Here is a 20,401-nt window from a genome sequence, read left to right on the forward strand (position 1 = left end):
CGTCAAACCAGTCATTTAGAAACGATCAATAGTTCCAATGATCCAACTGTTTATATTTAATATCCACGATTCGTCCCATGCGTTCCTCTGCAGGATAAGCCGCCCCATGTTTCGGATAGATCACTTTTTCCTCTTCACTAAGATTCTTAGCACCGTAAATCATTAATATATAAAACTCTCCATTTTCCAACCCGACCGCCATGTGAGCACACGAGTATGTTTCCGATTCGGCATTCATGGCCACAACATTGGCATCAAAACTCTTATAAAGGGTTACCGGTTTCGTTATATTATTCAAATCCAAGCAATAAACATTCTTATCAACAGCAAAAAACATATACTCCGGTCCATTTAATGGTAATGCGGAAACCGTTGGAATTCCAGGCAGACCTATCACCTCATCTTTAAAAATTTCCAAAATTCTAGGCTTAGCATTACTTCCCGTAATTTTAACACGTTGCAAAAATATTTTTCCCGTTGCCTCCTCTTTTAATAACAAAGCGACACCATAATTCGGGTATCCAAATCCAAACATAGTTGCTTTCAGCAATTCATACCCTTTCATATCGTTCAAAGGAATGATTTTATCGATATCATCATTCTCTCCACAAGCCGGTAAGGCAGTCACTCTACCGGCTCCTTGTAAATCGGATTCCCAATTAGTTCCTCCATTCGTCACATAAAGCAATCGCTTATTCTCTCCATCATAGACGAAGTTATACCCCGTACGATTCGATCTGTAATATCCGGGAATCACCGTGCAATTTCTCAATGGCTCCGTTTCCCCCGTACAAGATAATGGTGTATGCAAAAAATAGTCCGTATTATAGACGGTACTCACCGATTTTAATCGGGAATACAATCGTCCTTCTTGATCTGTCACAATATCTACCCAATCCATGAAAGTCCCGGGTCCAAGAATAACTCCTGCCGGATATGTACCTCCGTCAAAAGCCTCAGCCATATCAATTTCCTTTGTAAAATCCACGCCACTTAGATCCACCGCACCACTCTCTTGAAAAACACAAACATTGCCAACAATATTTTCATTCCAATCAACACCTTCTCTAAAATGCTCTTGCAAGGCGATCGGCCCTGATCCTAATTCAGCTCCATCATTACTCATCCCATAAACATCCAAAGTAATTCTTGATGAAATAATGGTATCAACCTCAGAATCATACTCCAACATATTAAAGTAAGACAATTGCGATTTTCCTCCTACTTCCGACAAAATCATCCAAGAGCGAGCATTTTCATAAATTCCGACCACAGACAAAGTTGCATATCCCAAATAAGAAACTCCATATTTATGGTCTGTTATTTCCAAAGAAATTTTTCCACGGTCTACGACCTCATCAATTTCCCATTTTAACGTTGGCTGATCCCACCCCTCCCTTGTTTCATCATTCAACTTCCACAAGTAAGTGTATCGATCACCTTCTTGACTCAAATCAAAATTCAAAATCGGGGTCAACTCCAATACTTCTCCAAATGTTTTTGTATAAGAAGCATTATCTTCAAACGATATCTCGATTTCGTTGATATCCTTATAATTGTAATTTCCTTTATCATCATAACACGCATTCAGGATGAAAGCTGTAAACAATAAAATACAATATATATTTTTCATAATTAATCAAATTACACGTTAATAGACAGGAATCTCCATGGGATCACCGTTCTTTTCCGTGATTCCATGCTCACTAATATACTCCTTGGTATTCAAAGCTATTTTACGTTTTTCAGTAAGCGACAAACCTTCAAATGTTGTAAATCCTTCGTTCGCCGCGACAATCGTTTCCAACTTTTCATAAGAATAGGGACCTAGAAATGCCAATTCCACCTCTTTCGTCCACCAAGTCGGTTGCGTTGGCATATCATTAAAACGAATACGTACATCCGTATAGCCCATATATCCTAATCCGAAGTTTTCATTTTCCACCAAACGCAAGGTCAGATGCACTGATTTGTCCTTCAATGCCGGAGTTTTATGCACTACCACAGACAACGAATCGGAAGAACGTCCTTTTCGGAAAATGGGATTCTTGATCGTATATTGGTTTTCCGTGGCCGTGGTCAACGAATCAACCACAATTACTTTATATTCCGCATCTTCTTCCAACAAATTACCAATCAAATTTATTTTAAACTGATGCTCTATATCCTCTACCCCCACATAGTGAGAAAAGGAATAATTCACCGTATCCAAACGATATCTCTCCGACAAACTCACCTGTTTCCAGCGCTCAAAAAACAATGCATGCTCCGACTCGTAAGAAAATACCTCCTGTTTATCGCAACTTTGCAGTAGAGTCAGCATCATCAGACTCCATCCCCCCAACAACAATGTTCCTATAATATGTTTTTTCATAGTCACCTCCTCTTTAATTAATATTTTCACTATCCGGTTTCGGCAAAACAAAAGATTCGGGTATCATCCCTTTTCTTAAATTTTCTCCATACTTCTTGTAATAAAAGAACGTCTGTCCCTCTTGGAAAAATTCACGTCTAACCTCTCCTAAAAGTCGAGCCTTAAAAGTTTCCATGTCAACAATTCCCAAATCCACATCTCCCAAACAATTTCTTCCTACACGCACTTCCTTCAAGTAATTCGCTGCTTGCCCGAAATCACCGATCGAAGCATAATACTCGGCCAAGATAAAATGCATTTCACTCAAACGCATCATCGGGACCATATCCTCAATGACAGAAACCAAGTCTTTATCCGAATTCGGACGAATATTCTTCAAGGGCATATGATCAGTATACCAATCATCTATCGTTTTAATGAATTTTAAACGGAAATCACCGCCATCGGCAAGGTCGTAATTCCAAACCTCATCATATTTCGCCAGTGCCAAACAAGCATTACCTGTTGACAGGGCATACTCATTATAACCTTCTTGCAGTAAAGGATATGACAAACAGAAAATTAAATCCTGCGAACATTTCCGATCATAATCCAAGCGATTATCCCAACCATTTTCCGTATAAAAAAGAGCTTTCTTTCCATCTGTCCATTCAAAATCTATCACTTCCTGCGCATTTTTAGCCGCTTCCACTAACTTCTCTCCCCCCCAATAGCTGTACAAACGAGCTAACATACCGGTCACCGCCATCGCGTTAATCCGATAACCGCGATACTGATAGAACGGCAAAGGAATAATATCAGAATCATCATCCGTGTTAGAAACGAATGAATGTATCCTAAAACGATACTGGTCTCCTAATATTCGCCGATTAGCATCATTTAAAGTATCATAAGCCATGATCATATCTTTCGCTAACAAAAGATCGGCTTCTATTTTTTCCAATGTCTCCAATACGCTCAATGCACTCTGTCCTCCATAATAAGGGAAATCCGTCACGTAAGGAATATAAATTCCGGCAGGGTTAGCCACCAATGCCGGGGCAAATAAACGTAATAAATCAAAATGCATCCAAGCTCGAGCCGCCAAAGCCTCTCCCTTGATCATTTGCCGTTCTGCCTCTCCCCCACGAAAATCTCCCGTTTTTAAAGCATCAATATTACGAATAATGTTGTTACAATTGGCTATCGTGTTATAACCCTTCGACCAAATACTTTCAATAGCACGCTTTATATCGTCATTGGCATCATAAGCAAACCGGGTTCCCTGGTAATAGTAGTGATAACTCTTAATTCCGGCACCATAATGATAATTTTCGCCATAAAGCTGATACACCTGTCCCATGGCATCAAGCAACCCGTAAGTCAATTCCCGACCATACAAAGAAGTGCTCGCCATTTGCTGATACACTCCATTTAAAGCATTGTGAAATCCGGTAGATTCCTTAAACAAGTCCTCCTCTTCGACCGTATCCTCCGGAGTAACATCCAACCAACTGGTACATGCTGATAATAACACTCCTCCTATCAACAAGATTAATATATTTACTTTTTTCATATCTCTAATTTTTTCATTATAATGAAGCTTTTATCGAGAACGTCACGGTACGAGCGAAAGGATAACTGGTTCCTCTCTCTTGTTTCACCGTGGAAAGATGCAAAATATCATTCATACTAAAGCTAAAACGCAACATTCCTAAATTTAACTTACTTGTAATACCGGAAGGCAAATCATATCCCAACTCAAACGAATTCCACGACAACATATTATAGTCTTGCACGAAACGAGAAGTCGGTTTCGTATCTTCTACCCCATCTCGTCCTACCACCAAACTTTTATATTTAGCCTTATCCCCCGGTTTCGTCCATCGATTGGTCAATACACGCTCATCCACGTTGTCCGTGTAGACATTCACGTTTTCCACCTTGTCTACCAAAGTCTGGTTATAACGCTGTCCTCCACCCTCGTACATAAAACTCGTGTACAAACTGAATTGTTTATAAGCTACATTGAAACCGAAAGTACCTTGAGCTTTGGGTTCTGTTGTACCCACTGCAACTTGATCGGAAGCATTCCATACCTTTGTCAATTGTCCATTACGACTCACGAATACCTCTTGACCATCGGCAGGATTAATACCCAACGAACGGACACAAAAAATAGAATTCATCGAACCTCCTTCCACGTATTGCAAGAAAGGTTGAGTTTGCAAAGCTCTATCCGGATCATTATACATCAAATTTTCCTCAAACATCTTTTGCACTCGTTCATTATAAGCACGCAGGCTTTCAGAAATTTTCTCTATCCGATTTTTATTGTGAGCCAAATTAAAGTTAAAGATCACAGACCAATCTTTCGTTTGGCAAGCAGCCACGCGTACATCAAATTCATATCCCTTGTTTGAAATTTCACCCACGTTATCGCGATAAGAACTAAATCCCGTGGAAGTCGGTACCGTCACATCATTCACCAAATCGATCGTGCGTTTGTCATAATAAGCCCCTTTCACGTACAACAAATCATTGAACAATGACAATTCCGCCCCGATATCGAACGTGTTCGTCGTTTCCCAAGTCAAATTCTTATTACCCAAGGCTTTCAAACGAGTACTGATACCGGTTTTATACCACTCATCGGTCACGATATCATACGTGGAGCGAGCCGCATACGCGGGGAAATTCGCCTTACCAATCTGCCCGTAAGAAGCACGCACTTTCAACTGATTGACAAATCCCAACGATTGGATGAAGTCGTACTTGTGTAAATTAACTCCCAATCCGAATGACCAGAAAGGAGCAAAACGTTGATCCGATCCGAAGGTAGAAGAACCGTCAAATCGAACAGAAGCATCCAAAAGATAGATGTCTTGATATGAATAGTTCACAGAAAGCAAGAATCCCACCAAACGTTTCGTACTTTCACTGAAACCGGTCTTTTGAAGCATCTCTTTAGCGTATTGCGGAGATGATAAAGTTCCGGAAGGGAAGCCGATATAGGTAGCATTATTCGCCTTGGATTTATCTTCTTTCACGGAAACACCGGCTAACGCATTGATCATGTGACCGTTCAAAGCCTTATTATAAGACAAGGTGGCATTCATATCCAAACTAAAACTATCGTCATTATTCAAATACAATGTACCTAAACTCAAATTATTACTACTATTCTTATCATCTAAAGTCAATTGATTTAAATTAGCTCGTTGTTTCGACAACGGGTCATAAAAACGTTTCGAATGATTCATCGTCTTCGTCAAACTCAATTGCCCTTTCAACAACAACCCGTCAATAATATTCCAATTAATGGACAAATTATTAATAAACTCCTCTGAAGCACCTTTATCAAAATTATGCAAACTCGGTTCGTACATCGGATTCACGCGATTACTTTCAGAACCTCGTCCCCAATATTTCATCGTCGGATGATACACTCCATTCTCATCTTTATAGGTATCGTATGGCAATTGTTTCGCGAAATCGGCAAAATTACCGAATGGAGACTCCTTCGTACGCACACGTTGATAAGTCACCGTATTTTTCACCAAAAATGTTTTGTAATTATATGACAAGGAAACGCCAGCTCCCATACGATCACGCAACGACCCCTTCATCACACCATCTTGATTGGCATATTGCAATTCAATGCCAAAACGCACGCTCTCGTTACCTCCGTCCACGTACAAACTATGAGTATGATTGAACACCGTCTGCAACGGCTTGGACAACCAATAGGTATCCACACCTTTGGTAACATTTGCCAATTTTTCATTATACTCTTTATCCAAAGTATACTGATCCGTATAACCGTCATCAGCTACGGCCAAATCATAACATCCCGCCAAACGCTCCGTTTCCAATTTTCCCTTGGCATCCAACAGATGATAATCCGACAGGTCCGGGAAAGTAATATCCCCCACGAAGCTGTAATCAATATTCAATTTACCGGCCTTGGGGGGGACCGTGGTAATCACTACCACCCCGTTAGCCGCACGCGAACCGTACAAAGCGGTTGCCGTTGCGTCTTTCAAAATGGTAATCGATTCGATCCGGTTCGGATCCATATCATACAATTTGGAAACACTCACCTCGAAACCATCCATAATAAAAGTCGGTAGATTCGGGTTGTCCTTCAAATTTGATTTCGACAATGCATCAGCATCCAATTGTCTCACTCCCAAACCGGATTCTCCCCGGATATACACCTCGGGTAAGGCATTAGGGTCTGATCCCCAACGATTGTTTTCCTTAATACGGAAAGAAGGGTCAAACGCTTGTAACGCCTTAATAACATTCGTTTTCGAAACTTTCAACAAATCCTCCTTCTTCACGGTTACTGCGTTACCCGTAAAACTTGAATTACGAATATTCATATAACCGGTCACCACCACATCCTCCAACGTCGCCACGTCCTCCTTCATCACCACGTTAATCGTGTCCTTTCCGGCGTAAATAACTTCTTGAGTAACCATACCCACGAAAGAATACACCAACGTGAACTTTTTCGGGGCATTCGGGATCGTCAACGAGTATTTCCCGTCGTGGTCCGTTGCCGTTCCGATAGCAACGCCCTTCATCTGCACCGTTACCCCGGGAAGAGGCTGTTTTTTCTCGTCAGAAACCTTTCCCGTTATAACGATCTTCTTTATTTCCTTATTCTCTTGAGTATCCCTAGGTCGTACGACAATCATATTCCCGTTAAAAACGTACGTCAAATCTGAATTCTTGAAAACAGACATCAACACCGATTCCACGGTTTCATTGTTCACGTCCAAAGAAATCTTTCCCAATTGCTTTACTTGTTCTATATTAAACAAGAAATAAAGTTTCGTCTGACGTTGAACTTCATCGAACAACTTTTCCACACCCACGTTCTTCATTTTCAAGCTCACACGTTCCTGTTGAGCCAAACTATTGGCTGACAACGAAAGTGTAAAGCAACAAGTGAGTAAAAAAAACAATTTCATAATTACTAAAATTTTACGCCATGGTCTTTTAAAAAAAGAATGGCACAATCGGTTTTTTTTCATACATTTGTACTTAAAGTTATTAATACCTCAACAAGAAACTACGCCAAATAGTTTTTGTTGTACTTAATTACAAACGGGAAGTACGCCAAATACTTTCCGTTTTTATTTTGATACAATAATCGTCTTTCCTTGAACAGAAAACGTTACCCCTGTTGATAAGGTAATCGCTTCCAAAATCACACTGACATCTTTATACCGTTCCATATACCCCGAAAAATGTAGCTCTTTCACAGAAACAGTTTGATAAAAAACATCCACATCATACCAATTTGACAAAACAGTAAGAATATCTTCCAACCTCTGATTTTCAAAACGGAAAATGCCATCCTTCCAATCCGTGTAAACAGCTACATTTACTTCCTTCACATCAACCTTTGCATTTCCTTGCTTAAACTCGGCCATCTGCCCGGGTGTAATCACGCTCTCCATTCCTGATGCCAAAACCTTGACCCCAATACTTCCCTTGACCAATACGGTTTGAATATTCCCCTTCTGATGAGTATTAATGTTAAAAGAAGTCCCATACACCCGAACCTCCACACCTTCCATTTCTACAAAAAATGGACGTTTGGGATCTTTGGTAACCTCAAAATAAGCCTCTCCCGACAAATACACTTTACGTTCTTTTTCATCAAATTTAACAGGATATTTCATTCGAGTAGCCGAATTCAAATACACCAATGTTCCATCTGCTAATCTTACTTTATACTCCCCACCACGAGGAACCTCAAGTTCATTGAAACGGAGCTCGTCTACATTTTTTCCCTCGGAAGAAGTATATACTAAACGATCTTTTTCCCCTGTAACCGTTATCCCCTTATCTTCCGAAATCACCCTCTCTTCCTCTTCCTTCAAGAACACTTTCCGTCCGTCATCCAAGACAAGTACTGCCCGTGAACATCCCGGTTGAATCTGTGAAACAGAAGTGGTTACAACAGGAACTTGCTCTACTTCATATATCAATTTCCACGATCCGACAACTAAAATAGGAAATAGCAACACGGCCGCATATTTCCACCAACGGCCAATACCTCTCGCAGAAACTTTTCTTACGTGTTTTTCAAAAGTACGTAATGCCTTTGTATCATCTATCTTTTCATAAACAAATCGTTCTTTTGAAAACAAATCCTCTTGGCAAATTTGTTCAAACAATTGCCTATTCCGTACTTTCTCTTCACACCATACCTCTAATTCCTGCCGTTCCTCCTTGGTAATATCTCCAAGCAAGTATAGTTGCAGCAAGTGAACAATTCTATCGGGATATTGATTCTCCATCTGATAATTTTTGCATCATATACAACCATGATACAAAAACGGGGTATCCTAATTCATCTTTTTTTTCAAAAAAAATCAGACAAAATACACAAAATACTATAAATCAATAATATTCAGAATCATTAACAAATAATACAACCTACCTAATCGCTCACGCAAAAAATACATCGCCTTCTTTTTCTGTGTTTTCACTGTTTCCACAGAAAGTTCCAGCATTTGAGCAATTTCCTCATTTTTCTTGCCCTGCAAATGCAATTTGAACACCTGACGACAACGCTCCGGCAATTCATCCACGGCCTGATGCAACGCCCGGTACATCTCCTCACGCATTAACCGATAATCTTCGTCCTCTTCATCCTGCTCCTGCAATAAAATCTCTGCATGCCGCCGTTCAACCTCTTGGTGCTTTAAATAATTCAAGCAACGATTTTTGACCGAATCATACAAAAATGCCCGGAATCCATGATATGAATTATACTTTTTATCACTCTCCCAAATAGCAATAAAAACCTCCTGCACAATATCTTCCGACACTTCCTGCTGTCTCACATAACGCATAGCATATAATACCAGATAGCGATAGAATGAACCAAACAACTCACGGAAAGCCGGCATCTGCTTTCTATTTATCTGGTCTATAAACTCTTCTGGTTGCATACCCATGTATCTCTAATAATTGTTTGCCCACATTACTTTATGACAAAGCTATGATTTTTCATTCAAAAAAAAACAAAAAATATATCATAAATTCAAAGAAACACAAAACACCCCCAAAAGCTCTTATCAAATTTTTGGGGGTTCACACAACATCTTGACAATTCCGTACTACTTATTTTCGCTTTCTCCTCATCCACAATACCACGCCCCAAATCAGCAATATAGCGGGTACAATTCCCATACACGCTGTCTTCAAATAAGGCATCGCTTTCCGGCTCAAGTGTATCTTATTATCCGTTCCCATAGGGCGACGGACATCAATAGGCGCCTCTTCATCAGAGAGCCAATAGAACGTACCTGTAACCAAAGTATAATTGGCCGTCATCACCCGCAAATTCCTCCGGATAGAAAACTCTTCATTACTGATACAATCCGCATCCCCAAGAATCATAATCCTTTGCTCACGATCTCCCACCTTCCGGGAAAGAGCCAGAGCCACCGGGTACATCGCCTCCACCTCTCCAGCCGCCGCATTAAGAATCACGCTATCATTCACGAAATCCCTCGTCTCCATCTCGTTCCAGCATCCGGTCGTATCTGTCCGCAAAATCTCCGTCACCTTAAATCCCCGATCTTCCGTGTAGGCCAATCCCGCGGCCCCGTTCATCACGATCTTCGCATTCCGGCCGATCAACATATCCTGAAAGAAATAAGACATCTCTCCCGCCTCCGGCGTGGCATTCACGATCATCAAATCCGGTTGAATATCCTGTTTCACCTGTACCAAAACTCCCGGCAAGAAACGAACCCCGAACTGCTCCACGAGAGGATTCATAACATCCTGTTTGCCCACCTCTCCGGCAATCACCAAGTTCCCTCCGCGGGCGATATACCTGTCTAACTTTTCCTGTTCCCCCGGCTCCAAAGGCTTTGTCAGATCGGCAATCACCACGATCTCAATATCATCCGGGATATCCGAACTTCCGGCAAGAGAGACATTCTCCACGTCAAACCCTTGATTAATCAAAGAATAACGGAAATTCTTCAATTGCGAAAAGAAAAGATAATCCTTCGCCCGGTCCGAATCAATCGAACGTTCCCCATGTCCGGCCAAGAACCCGACTTTCGGTAATTTCATGGTAAACCGTTTAAACGTCACGGCCATCTCCGCCTCACTCGGGAACTTCATCATATCATCAAACAGACGCAGGAAAGCCTTTTGCCCATTCTCCCGTTCTACGATTCGCACAAAACGATTCCCCTCGTCCGACAAATCCACTTGCTTCTTCAACTCTTCGGGCGCCATGAACATCTTGAAATTCAAATCACGCATATCCGCCAACTGCTCCGCCTTCTCCTTTGTCGTCGTATTCGGGAATCGTACGTCCAGCCAAGGATTATTAGAAACCGAATCGTAATAATACACGTACTTCATCTTGATCTCCGGCTTAAACCGCAAATACTGCTTAAACCTCTCCAAATCCGAATTTACCATATTGGGCATCCCGATGTAATAATCCCGATCCAAGAAATTGACATACGTGGTAATCGTCATTCCTCCTTCCAACTTGCTCATGACCTCCTGACTGTTAGGTGTCAAGGTATTCCGTTTCGTCTCCGTCGCATCATAATAGCACATCATCACGGGACGAGACGTCACGAATCCCAACAACATCGCAACCACCACCACGCCAAGATACTTTCCCCAAACCATGGAAAAAGAAACCCGCTGCCTCGTGGACTGCAATTTCAAAATACTCAACAACAAGAACATGGAAATCACGATCACGAAATACAAAATATCTTCACTACACAACAAACCGCTGATCATCTCGTTCGTACGCCCGGAAAGACACAACCAATACGTGATGTCCCTGACAAACGCTATATCCTGCCACACCTGATTCATGTAATTCAGCACGGCCAGAATAATCAACGTCCCAATAGCCGCAACCACCTGATAGGAAGTCAGACACGAAACAAAAAGCCCGATCGCCGCATAAGCACACAACAACAAATACAACCCCAGCAAACCGGACAACGCCTCGGCAAAAGCAAAGTTATCCACCACGCAAGCCGCGTAACCGATATACAGGATTAACGTTCCCAACAATACCAACCCGTAAGCCATCATCGCCAAGAACTTACCCATGACAATCTGGGACGACGTTACCGGCGAAGAATACAGCAACTTGATCGACCCGCTACTAAATTCCCGGCTCATCAACCCCATGGTCAATAGAGGCATATAAAGGTATAAATACTGCTGCACCGTGTTATACATCCCGAACATACCCCCCAGCAAATTCGCCGTCAAAAATCCATTCCCGAACCCAATATCTTCCCGGTAAACGAAATCCGCCATCAACCCAGTGAACTTCAACCCGACTTGAACGGTAAAGGCCACAAGGATCAGCCAAGCCACCGGGGAATAAAACAAAGTAAACAACTCTGCTTTCGCTATTTTCAATATTCTTCTCATAATATATTTAATTTCTTTTGACCAACATCTTATCTTTTCCCTTCACCATTCGCCTTACCGGATAATTTAGCAAACACCTCGTCCATGGAGCTCTTCTCCACCACCAACTCTTCCAATCCCCAGCCCCGATTCACGCTCTGCTCCGCCACCCTTCTCGCCGTCTCCCGGCATCCGTCATAACGCAAACGGAACCGGTGATCCGTAACCCTCTCCACGTTACTCACTCCCTCCCAGACAAGACTTCCCTCTGCGGGGGGATTTGCCAACGTCACCATAATCGTGTTCGGCTGTATATAATTATCAAACTGATCCAACGTCCCCGAAAAGACCAGCTGCCCCTGTTCAATCATCTTAATTTCCTCACAAGTAGCCTGTACCTCCGAGAGAATATGTGTGGACAAAAGTACGGAACGCTCCTCGGCAATTTCTTTAATCAGATGCCGCACCTCCACGATCTGGTTCGGGTCCAGCCCATTCGTCGGCTCGTCCAGTACTACAAACTTCGGGTTATGCACGATCGCCTGTGCGATTCCCACACGCTGTTGATACCCACCCGATAAATTCCGAACCAAGCGACTACTGAAATGAGTAATCCCACACCGAGCCTTCGCCTCGTCAACCGCCTTTTTCACATCCATCTTATCCACCATTCGCAAATCCGCACAATACGTGAGATACTCGTCCACGGTAAAATCCATATATAAAGGAGGCTTCTGGGGCAAAAAACCGATATTCCTTTTAGCCTCCACCGGATTCTCCCGGAAATTGATACCGTCAATGTAAACTTCTCCCTGCGTTTGTTTCAACACCCCGCAAATAATATTCATCGTAGTGGACTTCCCGGCCCCGTTCGATCCCAGCAATCCCACAACCCCTCGCTGATCTATCTCGAAATTAATATCCCGAATAGCCCACTGCACATTGTAACGATGAGACAGATTTTCTACTCTTACAACTGATTTTTCCATACAATAATTTTATAATTCAAACATCTATTCCCTTAATGTAAAGACAACACGTCCCCCGTTTATAAAGTTTACAAGCTCCCAAAACCTCGTTTACAGGGTTCCCGTCACTTGATAAACTTTACAAACTTTATGGACTTTATAAACTCTTGATACTAGTAAGTCTTGTTACCTATCTTCACCAAATCAATATTATATTCCTTCTTGAAATGGCTTACCAAAATATCGTACTTCTCCTTCACCAACGGGTAAGTTAAATCACTGGCCCACTGGGTGGACGTCCGGCAAAGAATACTTGCCAAAAAATACGTCAAATCATCCGACTGTAACAACGTCTTTGTCTGCCAATTAACGTAAGTACACCATTCATTCCCGTATTGAGGATTCGCCACGAATCCCCGCTTACGAGCGTAATCATCGTCATTCGGATCAGCACTCGCTTTCGTCGAATAATCACTGATCTTGTAAAACTCCTCCGGAATTGATATGACCTTCCGCACCTGCAACAAATCAAAAAACAGCGTTTGCACCGTGTTCTTCAACGCCAACTTCTCGGCAGCCGTCTTCTTCTTCGTGTCTGCGTTCATATAACCGAAAGCCAACGAATTATCACCCGTTTTCACGCATTCCATCGGGCGATCCATATAGCTCAACACCTGATAAATCGTGTCTGCCATAAAAACCCGGTACGGCAAATTCTTTTTCAGGAACTCTTCCGGGTAAAACTGCAACCACACCTCATCCAACAAATCCAGCATATCCCCCGCATAAGCCGGATCACCCAATGCCAACTTATAACTAGTCGAATTAGCCACTTGATTCCAATTCAAATCCAACAGGGTAAAATCATACAAGAAATAAGAACCATACTTCTCGTACAAATCCACAATCCGACCATCTGCCTGCGGGGATTTTCCTTGAGGTAACACGTAATCCCGCTCAAGCGAAACATCCGGTCCCAATGCCGAGTCCTTGGCACACGAACAAAAGAGGACACTCCCGATAAACATTCCTATTATATATCTTTTTTTCATCATGAATTCTTTTAATCGTTCCTATACATCATTCTGCTTTACGCTCCGGGGTATTGGCCGAAGCATTCTGACTCAAAGCCGGATTGACTCCCAATACAGCCTCTGGCAACGGCAACGTGTACATAGGATCCTTCGACTTCAACACGAAAGTCTGCAAAGTCAGCCCTTCTCCCGGTAACCACGTATGCTTAATGGAAGGCATTCCGTAACGACGCAAATCCAACCAACGATGGCCCTCTCTAGCCAATTCCAAACGACGTTCCTTGCGAATCTCCTCCAACAACAATACGGGATCACTGATCGATACATCCGAATACCCCTCGATACGATTCCGACGCAACTCGTTCAAATCCTTCAATGCCTCCGTCACCTTGTTATCCCACAACACGTAAGCCTCCGCCCGGTTCAAGTAAGCCTCCGAAAGACGTATCGCCTGTTTGGGAGCATCCCCAAGGTCCCCCGATGCAGAAGTCCCCGTCTTTTGAAGATAATAATGCCCCCGGTTTTCATCATGCGAATAATAAAGGTCCATCCGTCGGTCGCTAGCACCATAACCTTCCTCCAACTCCTTTGCCATATTCAAGCCATTCTCGACATAAAAACCCATCCCCTCTCCACCATACATCCAAGTTACCTCCGGTGAAGAATACCTGACACAAGCAAAAGCACCATTCTTCTCAATCGCCGTCAAATCAGCCAATTTTCCACCCATCCGGATTGCTTCCGTGGCCGCTTCAACCGCCTCTTTCCATTTTCCCGTGTAAAGATACACCCGCGAAAGAAGTATCTCCACCGTCGGTCGGTTAATCCTGAAATCCGTGGTCACACGACTCTCCGCCCCGAACAAATCGGACGCTTTCGTCAAATCGTCCAAAATCCGCTCGTACACTCGTTCCACCGTTGCACGGGACACGCTGACCTCCTCCACCGATGAAGAAAGTTTCAAGGGAACACCTGCCGCCCGAGGGTTCTCCGTATAAGGCTCGCCATAAAGATTCACCAACCAAAAATAAAACAACGCTCTCACCGACAAAGCCTCCGCCTTTATATGATTGATCTCCTGTTGAGTCCCGATAGCCTCGTCGATATAATCCAACACGGCATTACACCCCTTGATCCGCTCGTACATCAAATAATAGGGCGTTGACGCCAGTTCCGGGCTCATTATCGAACCCTCGTACCTTTCCGCATCACTCTGCCACGTGAAAACCGGAAAAACTCCTTTAACCAAATCGCTACCGGCCATACTATTTCTCAAATCCGTGTCAACATCATCATCCATATATCCGGTCAGGGCCAAGGGATGGGAATTAATGGGAGAAGGATAACCCGATCCCAACAACAATTCACGAAAATCTTTCGTCGTTTTAGGTATCACCTCATCCTGCGACTTGGAGTCCAAGAAATCGGAACAAGACGCTGTCAGGATTCCCAACGCGCATATCATCAATAAAATTCTTTCTTTCATTTTCATATCGTTTATCGGTTTCACTCGTTAAAAGGTCACGTTCAAAGAAAGAGACGTTGTCCGCCGTGCAGGCCAATCCTTCGTCTCCGGGTCCAACCCCTTCCATGCCTTATCAAAAGCAATCATAAACGGGTTACTCATGCTCCAACTGATACTCGCGTACTTCAAGTGAAGAGCTTTTAAAATGCTTTCACCCACGCTATACGTAAGCGATATTTGACGGCAACGGATCAAATCCGTGTCGGCCACCCGCAAATCCGACTGGCTGTACATGGCATAAGGAGTCATCGAACTCGTGCCCGACAACACCGGCAACGTAACATAGCCAAACGAACTCGCGCTGTTATAATTCGGTACTGCCGGGATATTCGTCTGATCTCCCGCCTTCCGCCAACGTTTCTTCAACTGGCGCGAAACATTCTCCTGCGGCCCCGGAACACCTTTCAACGTGCCGGTATACAACTCTGGCAAGCGATCCTGCCCGCCGAACTGCATTGCGAACTGCATGGTAAACGACAAGCGTTTATATCTTACCTGCGTGTTGAAACCTCCCGTGAAATCGGAATCAAAATTCCCGCTACGCACCAAAAACTCCGTGAAATCATTCGTTTTCTCAATATCCATGTTATAGAACAAAGGTTCACCATTCTCCTGGCTCAACTCCTTATACCGGAAAGAATAGAATGAATTATAAGACTTTCCATTCAAGACTGCCGAACCGTCCAAGAAATCTTCCAACTTGTTCACTCGTTCATTATCCGAAATCTCATTCGTCACTTTTCCCGTGTTCACGGAGAATGACCAAGTCCAATCTTGTGTGCGAACTGGAATAAAATTAACCGTCACCTCGTACCCCTTGTTATCCATTTCCGTTCCGAAAATTCTGGAATTCAACATCCCGTTCTCTCCCGGAACCTGCCGGGAAGCAATAACGTCACTCTTTTTCCCGTAAGCATTGAACACCACGTTCATCCGCCCCTTCAAAAAAGAAAGATCCACGCTGGCATTCCAAGATTTCGTTTTTTCCCATCCTAGCTTTTCATAAGGCAAATACTTTATATTCAGCGTGTACTGGTTATAAAATTGACTTAATCCCCCGTCACTCGCAATCAAATAAGGAGATACCTCCTCCACCGAATTCCCCTGGTAACCGTAAGACCCGGATATATCCAAAGATTCCATCCAATTCCAGTTCCGGGCAAACGACTCGCTACCCACTCTCCACTTCGCCCCGATAGACCAAGTCGGTTCGAAACGATCGTTCTTATCCTGACCGAAACGATTGGAGGCATCCAAACGGGCATTAAAATTCACGACATACCGGTTATCAAAAGAATACACCGCCGTCAGAAACTCACTGACATAATTATTCTCCCGGTTCGTCACGGACGATGCGGTCCTCATGGTATTCAAAAGAGGATTCTGTTGTGCCACGGCATTATACACCGTGGTATAGGTCGTCGGGACAGACGCAAAAGCCTCTCCCCGGTAACGCAAATAACCGTAACGTGTATTTCTCGAACCGGTCGCCGTGTTGGAAGAAACTTCAAATCCCACCTGTAACGTCACGCTATGCACATCCTTAAACAATTTATTAAACACCAAACTATTCCGGACCGACCACGTGTTCGTCGTGGCATTTTCCGTCACCAACAACCCACCAAAAGGCAACTGCGTCATCTTCTCTTCCTTACTATTCGCTGTCACCTCTCCCACCTCGTAACCTCGAAGAGAGGTAATATAATTGGAATACTCCGTGGCATACGACTTCACCTCCGACGAATTCACCGTGTAAGAAACCAACCCTTGATACTCCAAATAAGGCAAAATCTTCCACGAAACATCAAGACTTGAAGACACCATCTTCGACCGATTCTCGTTCCCCGTGTTATTTATCTCATTCAAAATATTATACCCGTACCAGCTTTTCCCAGAAATAGCCGTACTCGAACCACCCCATTTTTCGTGATAGTACAACGTACCATCCTCATTACGTAACGGGATCGTCCGTGCCGTGTTATACGCGTAACTAAACGGGCTCACACCGTAAGCAAAACCGAACATCTCCCGGTAACTACCGTTCAGGTTCAAGCTAATCCTCAAATTCGGGATCAACTGCAACACCGTGTTCGAGCTACCGGTAAACGTCTTCCCTTCATTTCCCTTGGCCTCGCCTTTCTCCTCGGTAATACCGATAGAAGCACGACTGGCAATCTTCTCCGATCCCCCGGTAATGCTCAAATTATGCTTGTGATTAAAAGAATTACGGAACAAAAGATCAAACCAATCCGTGTTATTGTTTGCCATCTTGTTATACTCCGTTTCCAACTGTTCGTGAGTAATCTCCTTGTTCGTCAGCTTCTGAACCAACCCGGCATACCCGATAGGTAATATAGCACTGGGGTAGCGCACACGGTCTTCGTACATTTCTCTGGAAAAATCCATCAATTCCCTAGAATTCATTTGATTGTACAAACCGTAACGGGGACGCTGACCAATACTAAAACTTCCCGAATAGGAAAGGGATGCGGACCCTGACTGCGCCTTTTTCGTGTTGATCACGATCACGCCGTTCGCCGCCTTCGAACCGTAGATGGCAGTTGCCGACGCATCCTTCAACACGGTCAACGACTCTATATCCGAGGGATTCAACCAAGAAATCGCATTAGCGGCAATATCCCGCAGATTATCCAAATCACTGGAAAGAGAGGCATCCGTCTCACTGATCGGAAGCGGGTCCCGCTGGATAACCCCATCCACCACCCACACCGGGTCCTGACTACCTAACAACGTCGATGTTCCCCGGATTCTGATCTTAGGAGTCGATCCGACCATACCGGAAGTTATCCGCACTGCCATTCCCGGGATTACCCCCTGCAACATCTGGTCGATCGTACTCTCTCCCGGAATCATAATATCCCTCGCATACACCTTGTTAATCGCTCCCACGTACTTACTCTTGTCCAAGGTCATGTAACCGGTGACAACCACGTCGTCCAACGTCTCCACGTCCTCCTTCATCACCACGTCGATCGTGTCTTTCCCTGCGTAAACGATCTCTTGGGAAACCATCCCGACAAAAGAAAAAACTAAAGAAAACTTCTCCGGGGCATTCGGAATGGATAATTGGTACATCCCTGCCCCGTTTGTCGCTGTTCCAACTGAAAATCCTTTCAACTGAACAGTCACCCCCGGTAACGGTTGTTTCTTCTCGTCCGTCACCATCCCCACAAGGCGAATCACTTTCGCCTGTTGCGACAAAGCCTCTCGCACGATAAACACCCCACCTTCCTCGAAAAACTCAAAACGGGTATCTTTCAAAATTTGCCTCAATGCCTCCGCAACCTCTAAATCGGCAATTTTCATCTCCCGACATGATACACGTTTCATCTTCCCGGCATCGTACAAAATTCGAACACCCGTTTGATCCTTCACTTGTTTTAGCACCTCGTTCAACGTCGTTTCCGCTTTCACCGAAAGGCTCACCCGTTGGGTAAACGCACTCGCTGAGGTGAAAAACAACACCACAAAAAGTAAAGCTAGTTTCATGACTTGTAACATTTTTTTGACACAATGTGGTCGTACCCACACGTTAGGTGGATTTTTTTTCATAACTTTGTTTCAGTTTAAAGGGTTTATAAACTCTAAATACAAAGGATTTGATTCTATAGTTTGGTCGCTGGCGAATCGAATCCTTTTATTTTACTTTCCGCACATAAATAACTTTATTTTGAATTTCAAATTTCACATCCGTACCCAATTCGAATAACCGCAATAAAGGCTGTATATCCGAATATTTATCCAATGTTCCCGATAACTCCAGTTTTTTCAATTCCTCGGATTCAAATTTCACTTGGAAATCGTACCAACGGGCCAACGTCAACATGATCTGATCCAAATACTGTTCCTCGAAACAGAAAAGATTATCTTTCCAAGCCGTGTACAACCGGGTATTCACCTTTCGAACCACGGGTAAATCGGAACCTTCCGTACAAACCAACTGTTCTCCCGGTTTGATCAACACCCCCTTTCGGGAATCTTTCAAATAACATATACTCCCTTTTTCCAACGTCGCCGCCATTGTCCGTTCATCGTAAACCGAAACGTTAAACGCTGTCCCCAACACTTTGATATCACCCATCGAAGTCTCCACCACGAAAGGACGAGCGGCATCCTCGGTCACATCAAAATATGCCTCCCCTTTCAAATACACTTTCCGCTCTCCCCCTGCAAAATGAACCGGGAAACGTAATTCCGTCTCTGAATTCAGCCACACCTGAGTTCCATCGGCCAATGTCAAATGAAATTCTCCCCCGCGTGGTATCGTCATAACGTGATATTCCTGCACCTTTTCCGTTGCCACGGAATCCACTTTTATTCCATAAACTACCCCCATAGAATCCACTTCCACCACGCCCTCTTTTGTCTCAATTTTAGCCCGTAAAGCATCATTCAAAACGAGCTCCCGGCCATCCGCCAAATGCAAAATCGCCTTGTTTGTTCCCGGCAGAAGAGCTGGAATTACCCCTTGTGCCAATTCCGACACGTTTTTCTCGTGAGAAAAATTTCCCTTATATAAAACAACTATCCCCACGATCAATACCAAAACAGCGGCAACACTTCCCACTCGAATCATAACCCGACGTGAATTTCTCCGTCGTAATTTCCTAAAAGCCGTCTCCGCATCGAAACGCCCTTGTTCCTGTCCTTTCCCCCGCAGATAATCCGGATCAGACAATCGTTCCGTAACACGGCGAACGATAATATCTTCCTCGTCAAGAGACGAAGAGGAAAAATCTTCCTCCAAATAAGTCCTGACTCTTTTGGACCATTCATATATTTGACTCCATTTTTTCATCTTTTCCATGTGTCTTTCATAAATAGAACACATGATCCGAAAAAACGGGTGACAGATATTTTCGAAAAAAATAAATAAATATTTATTCCCATCCCGTTTGTCCTTTATAAAGGCTCTCTAGGATGAGAATAAATATTTACATTCCATTTTTTACCCGGATCAATCGTAATTGATTCTATAATAAGTCATAAGTTATTGCCGATTCTATCCCGAAAAGATAATTATAACATGATCACTACCTGAACACTACCGTCATGAACCTTA

General features: G+C 43.5%; 12 protein-coding genes. All 12 read right to left on the reverse strand.

Translation table 11 applies throughout. The features are described from left to right. Positions 1-25: 25 nt before the first annotated feature. A complete protein-coding gene (locus I2I33_RS17405; RefSeq protein ID WP_087419464.1) occupies positions 26-1,633 on the reverse strand; it encodes a PKD-like family lipoprotein in 1,608 nt (535 codons plus the stop codon). 18 nt (positions 1,634-1,651) lie between these two features. Next, positions 1,652-2,374: a DUF4843 domain-containing protein gene (locus tag I2I33_RS17410; RefSeq protein ID WP_087419463.1), complete on the reverse strand. Its 723-nt coding sequence runs from the start codon at positions 2,372-2,374 to the stop codon at positions 1,652-1,654. A gap of 13 nt (positions 2,375-2,387) precedes the next feature. Then, positions 2,388-3,929 carry a RagB/SusD family nutrient uptake outer membrane protein gene (locus I2I33_RS17415; RefSeq protein ID WP_087419462.1) on the reverse strand — a complete coding sequence of 514 codons (1,542 nt, stop codon included), beginning with the start codon at positions 3,927-3,929 and terminating at the stop codon, positions 2,388-2,390. A 16-nt stretch (positions 3,930-3,945) separates the two neighbouring features. Then, positions 3,946-7,335, reverse strand: a complete 3,390-nt coding sequence (locus I2I33_RS17420) for a SusC/RagA family TonB-linked outer membrane protein (RefSeq protein ID WP_229128362.1) — start codon at positions 7,333-7,335, stop codon at positions 3,946-3,948. 165 nt (positions 7,336-7,500) lie between these two features. Beyond that, positions 7,501-8,673 (reverse strand): FecR family protein, encoded by a 1,173-nt coding sequence (locus tag I2I33_RS17425; RefSeq protein ID WP_087419460.1) that lies wholly within the window; start codon positions 8,671-8,673, stop codon positions 7,501-7,503. Between the two features lie 96 nt (positions 8,674-8,769). Next, on the reverse strand, positions 8,770-9,330 hold the full coding sequence (locus tag I2I33_RS17430) for an RNA polymerase sigma-70 factor (RefSeq protein ID WP_229128363.1): 561 nt from the start codon (positions 9,328-9,330) through the stop codon (positions 8,770-8,772). A gap of 172 nt (positions 9,331-9,502) precedes the next feature. Next, entirely contained in the window at positions 9,503-11,812 is a 2,310-nt protein-coding gene (locus I2I33_RS17435) for a Gldg family protein (RefSeq protein ID WP_087419458.1), read from the reverse strand. 29 nt (positions 11,813-11,841) lie between these two features. Beyond that, positions 11,842-12,780, reverse strand: coding sequence for an ABC transporter ATP-binding protein (locus I2I33_RS17440; RefSeq protein ID WP_087419457.1), 939 nt, complete (start codon positions 12,778-12,780; stop codon positions 11,842-11,844). 152 nt (positions 12,781-12,932) lie between these two features. Further along, positions 12,933-13,811: a hypothetical protein gene (locus I2I33_RS17445; RefSeq protein ID WP_140402535.1), complete on the reverse strand. Its 879-nt coding sequence runs from the start codon at positions 13,809-13,811 to the stop codon at positions 12,933-12,935. A gap of 28 nt (positions 13,812-13,839) precedes the next feature. Continuing rightward, entirely contained in the window at positions 13,840-15,279 is a 1,440-nt protein-coding gene (locus tag I2I33_RS17450; RefSeq protein ID WP_162613690.1) for a RagB/SusD family nutrient uptake outer membrane protein, read from the reverse strand. A 27-nt stretch (positions 15,280-15,306) separates the two neighbouring features. Then, positions 15,307-18,891, reverse strand: coding sequence for a SusC/RagA family TonB-linked outer membrane protein (locus I2I33_RS17455; protein ID WP_229128364.1), 3,585 nt, complete (start codon positions 18,889-18,891; stop codon positions 15,307-15,309). 85 nt (positions 18,892-18,976) lie between these two features. Continuing rightward, positions 18,977-20,146, reverse strand: a complete 1,170-nt coding sequence (locus tag I2I33_RS17460) for a FecR family protein (protein ID WP_162613689.1) — start codon at positions 20,144-20,146, stop codon at positions 18,977-18,979. Positions 20,147-20,401 lie beyond the last annotated feature (255 nt).

The sequence above is a fragment of the Butyricimonas sp. BSD2780061689_150309_C8 genome (assembly GCF_015560935.1).
In the GTDB taxonomy this organism is placed as follows: Bacteria; Bacteroidota; Bacteroidia; order Bacteroidales; family Marinifilaceae; genus Butyricimonas; species Butyricimonas paravirosa.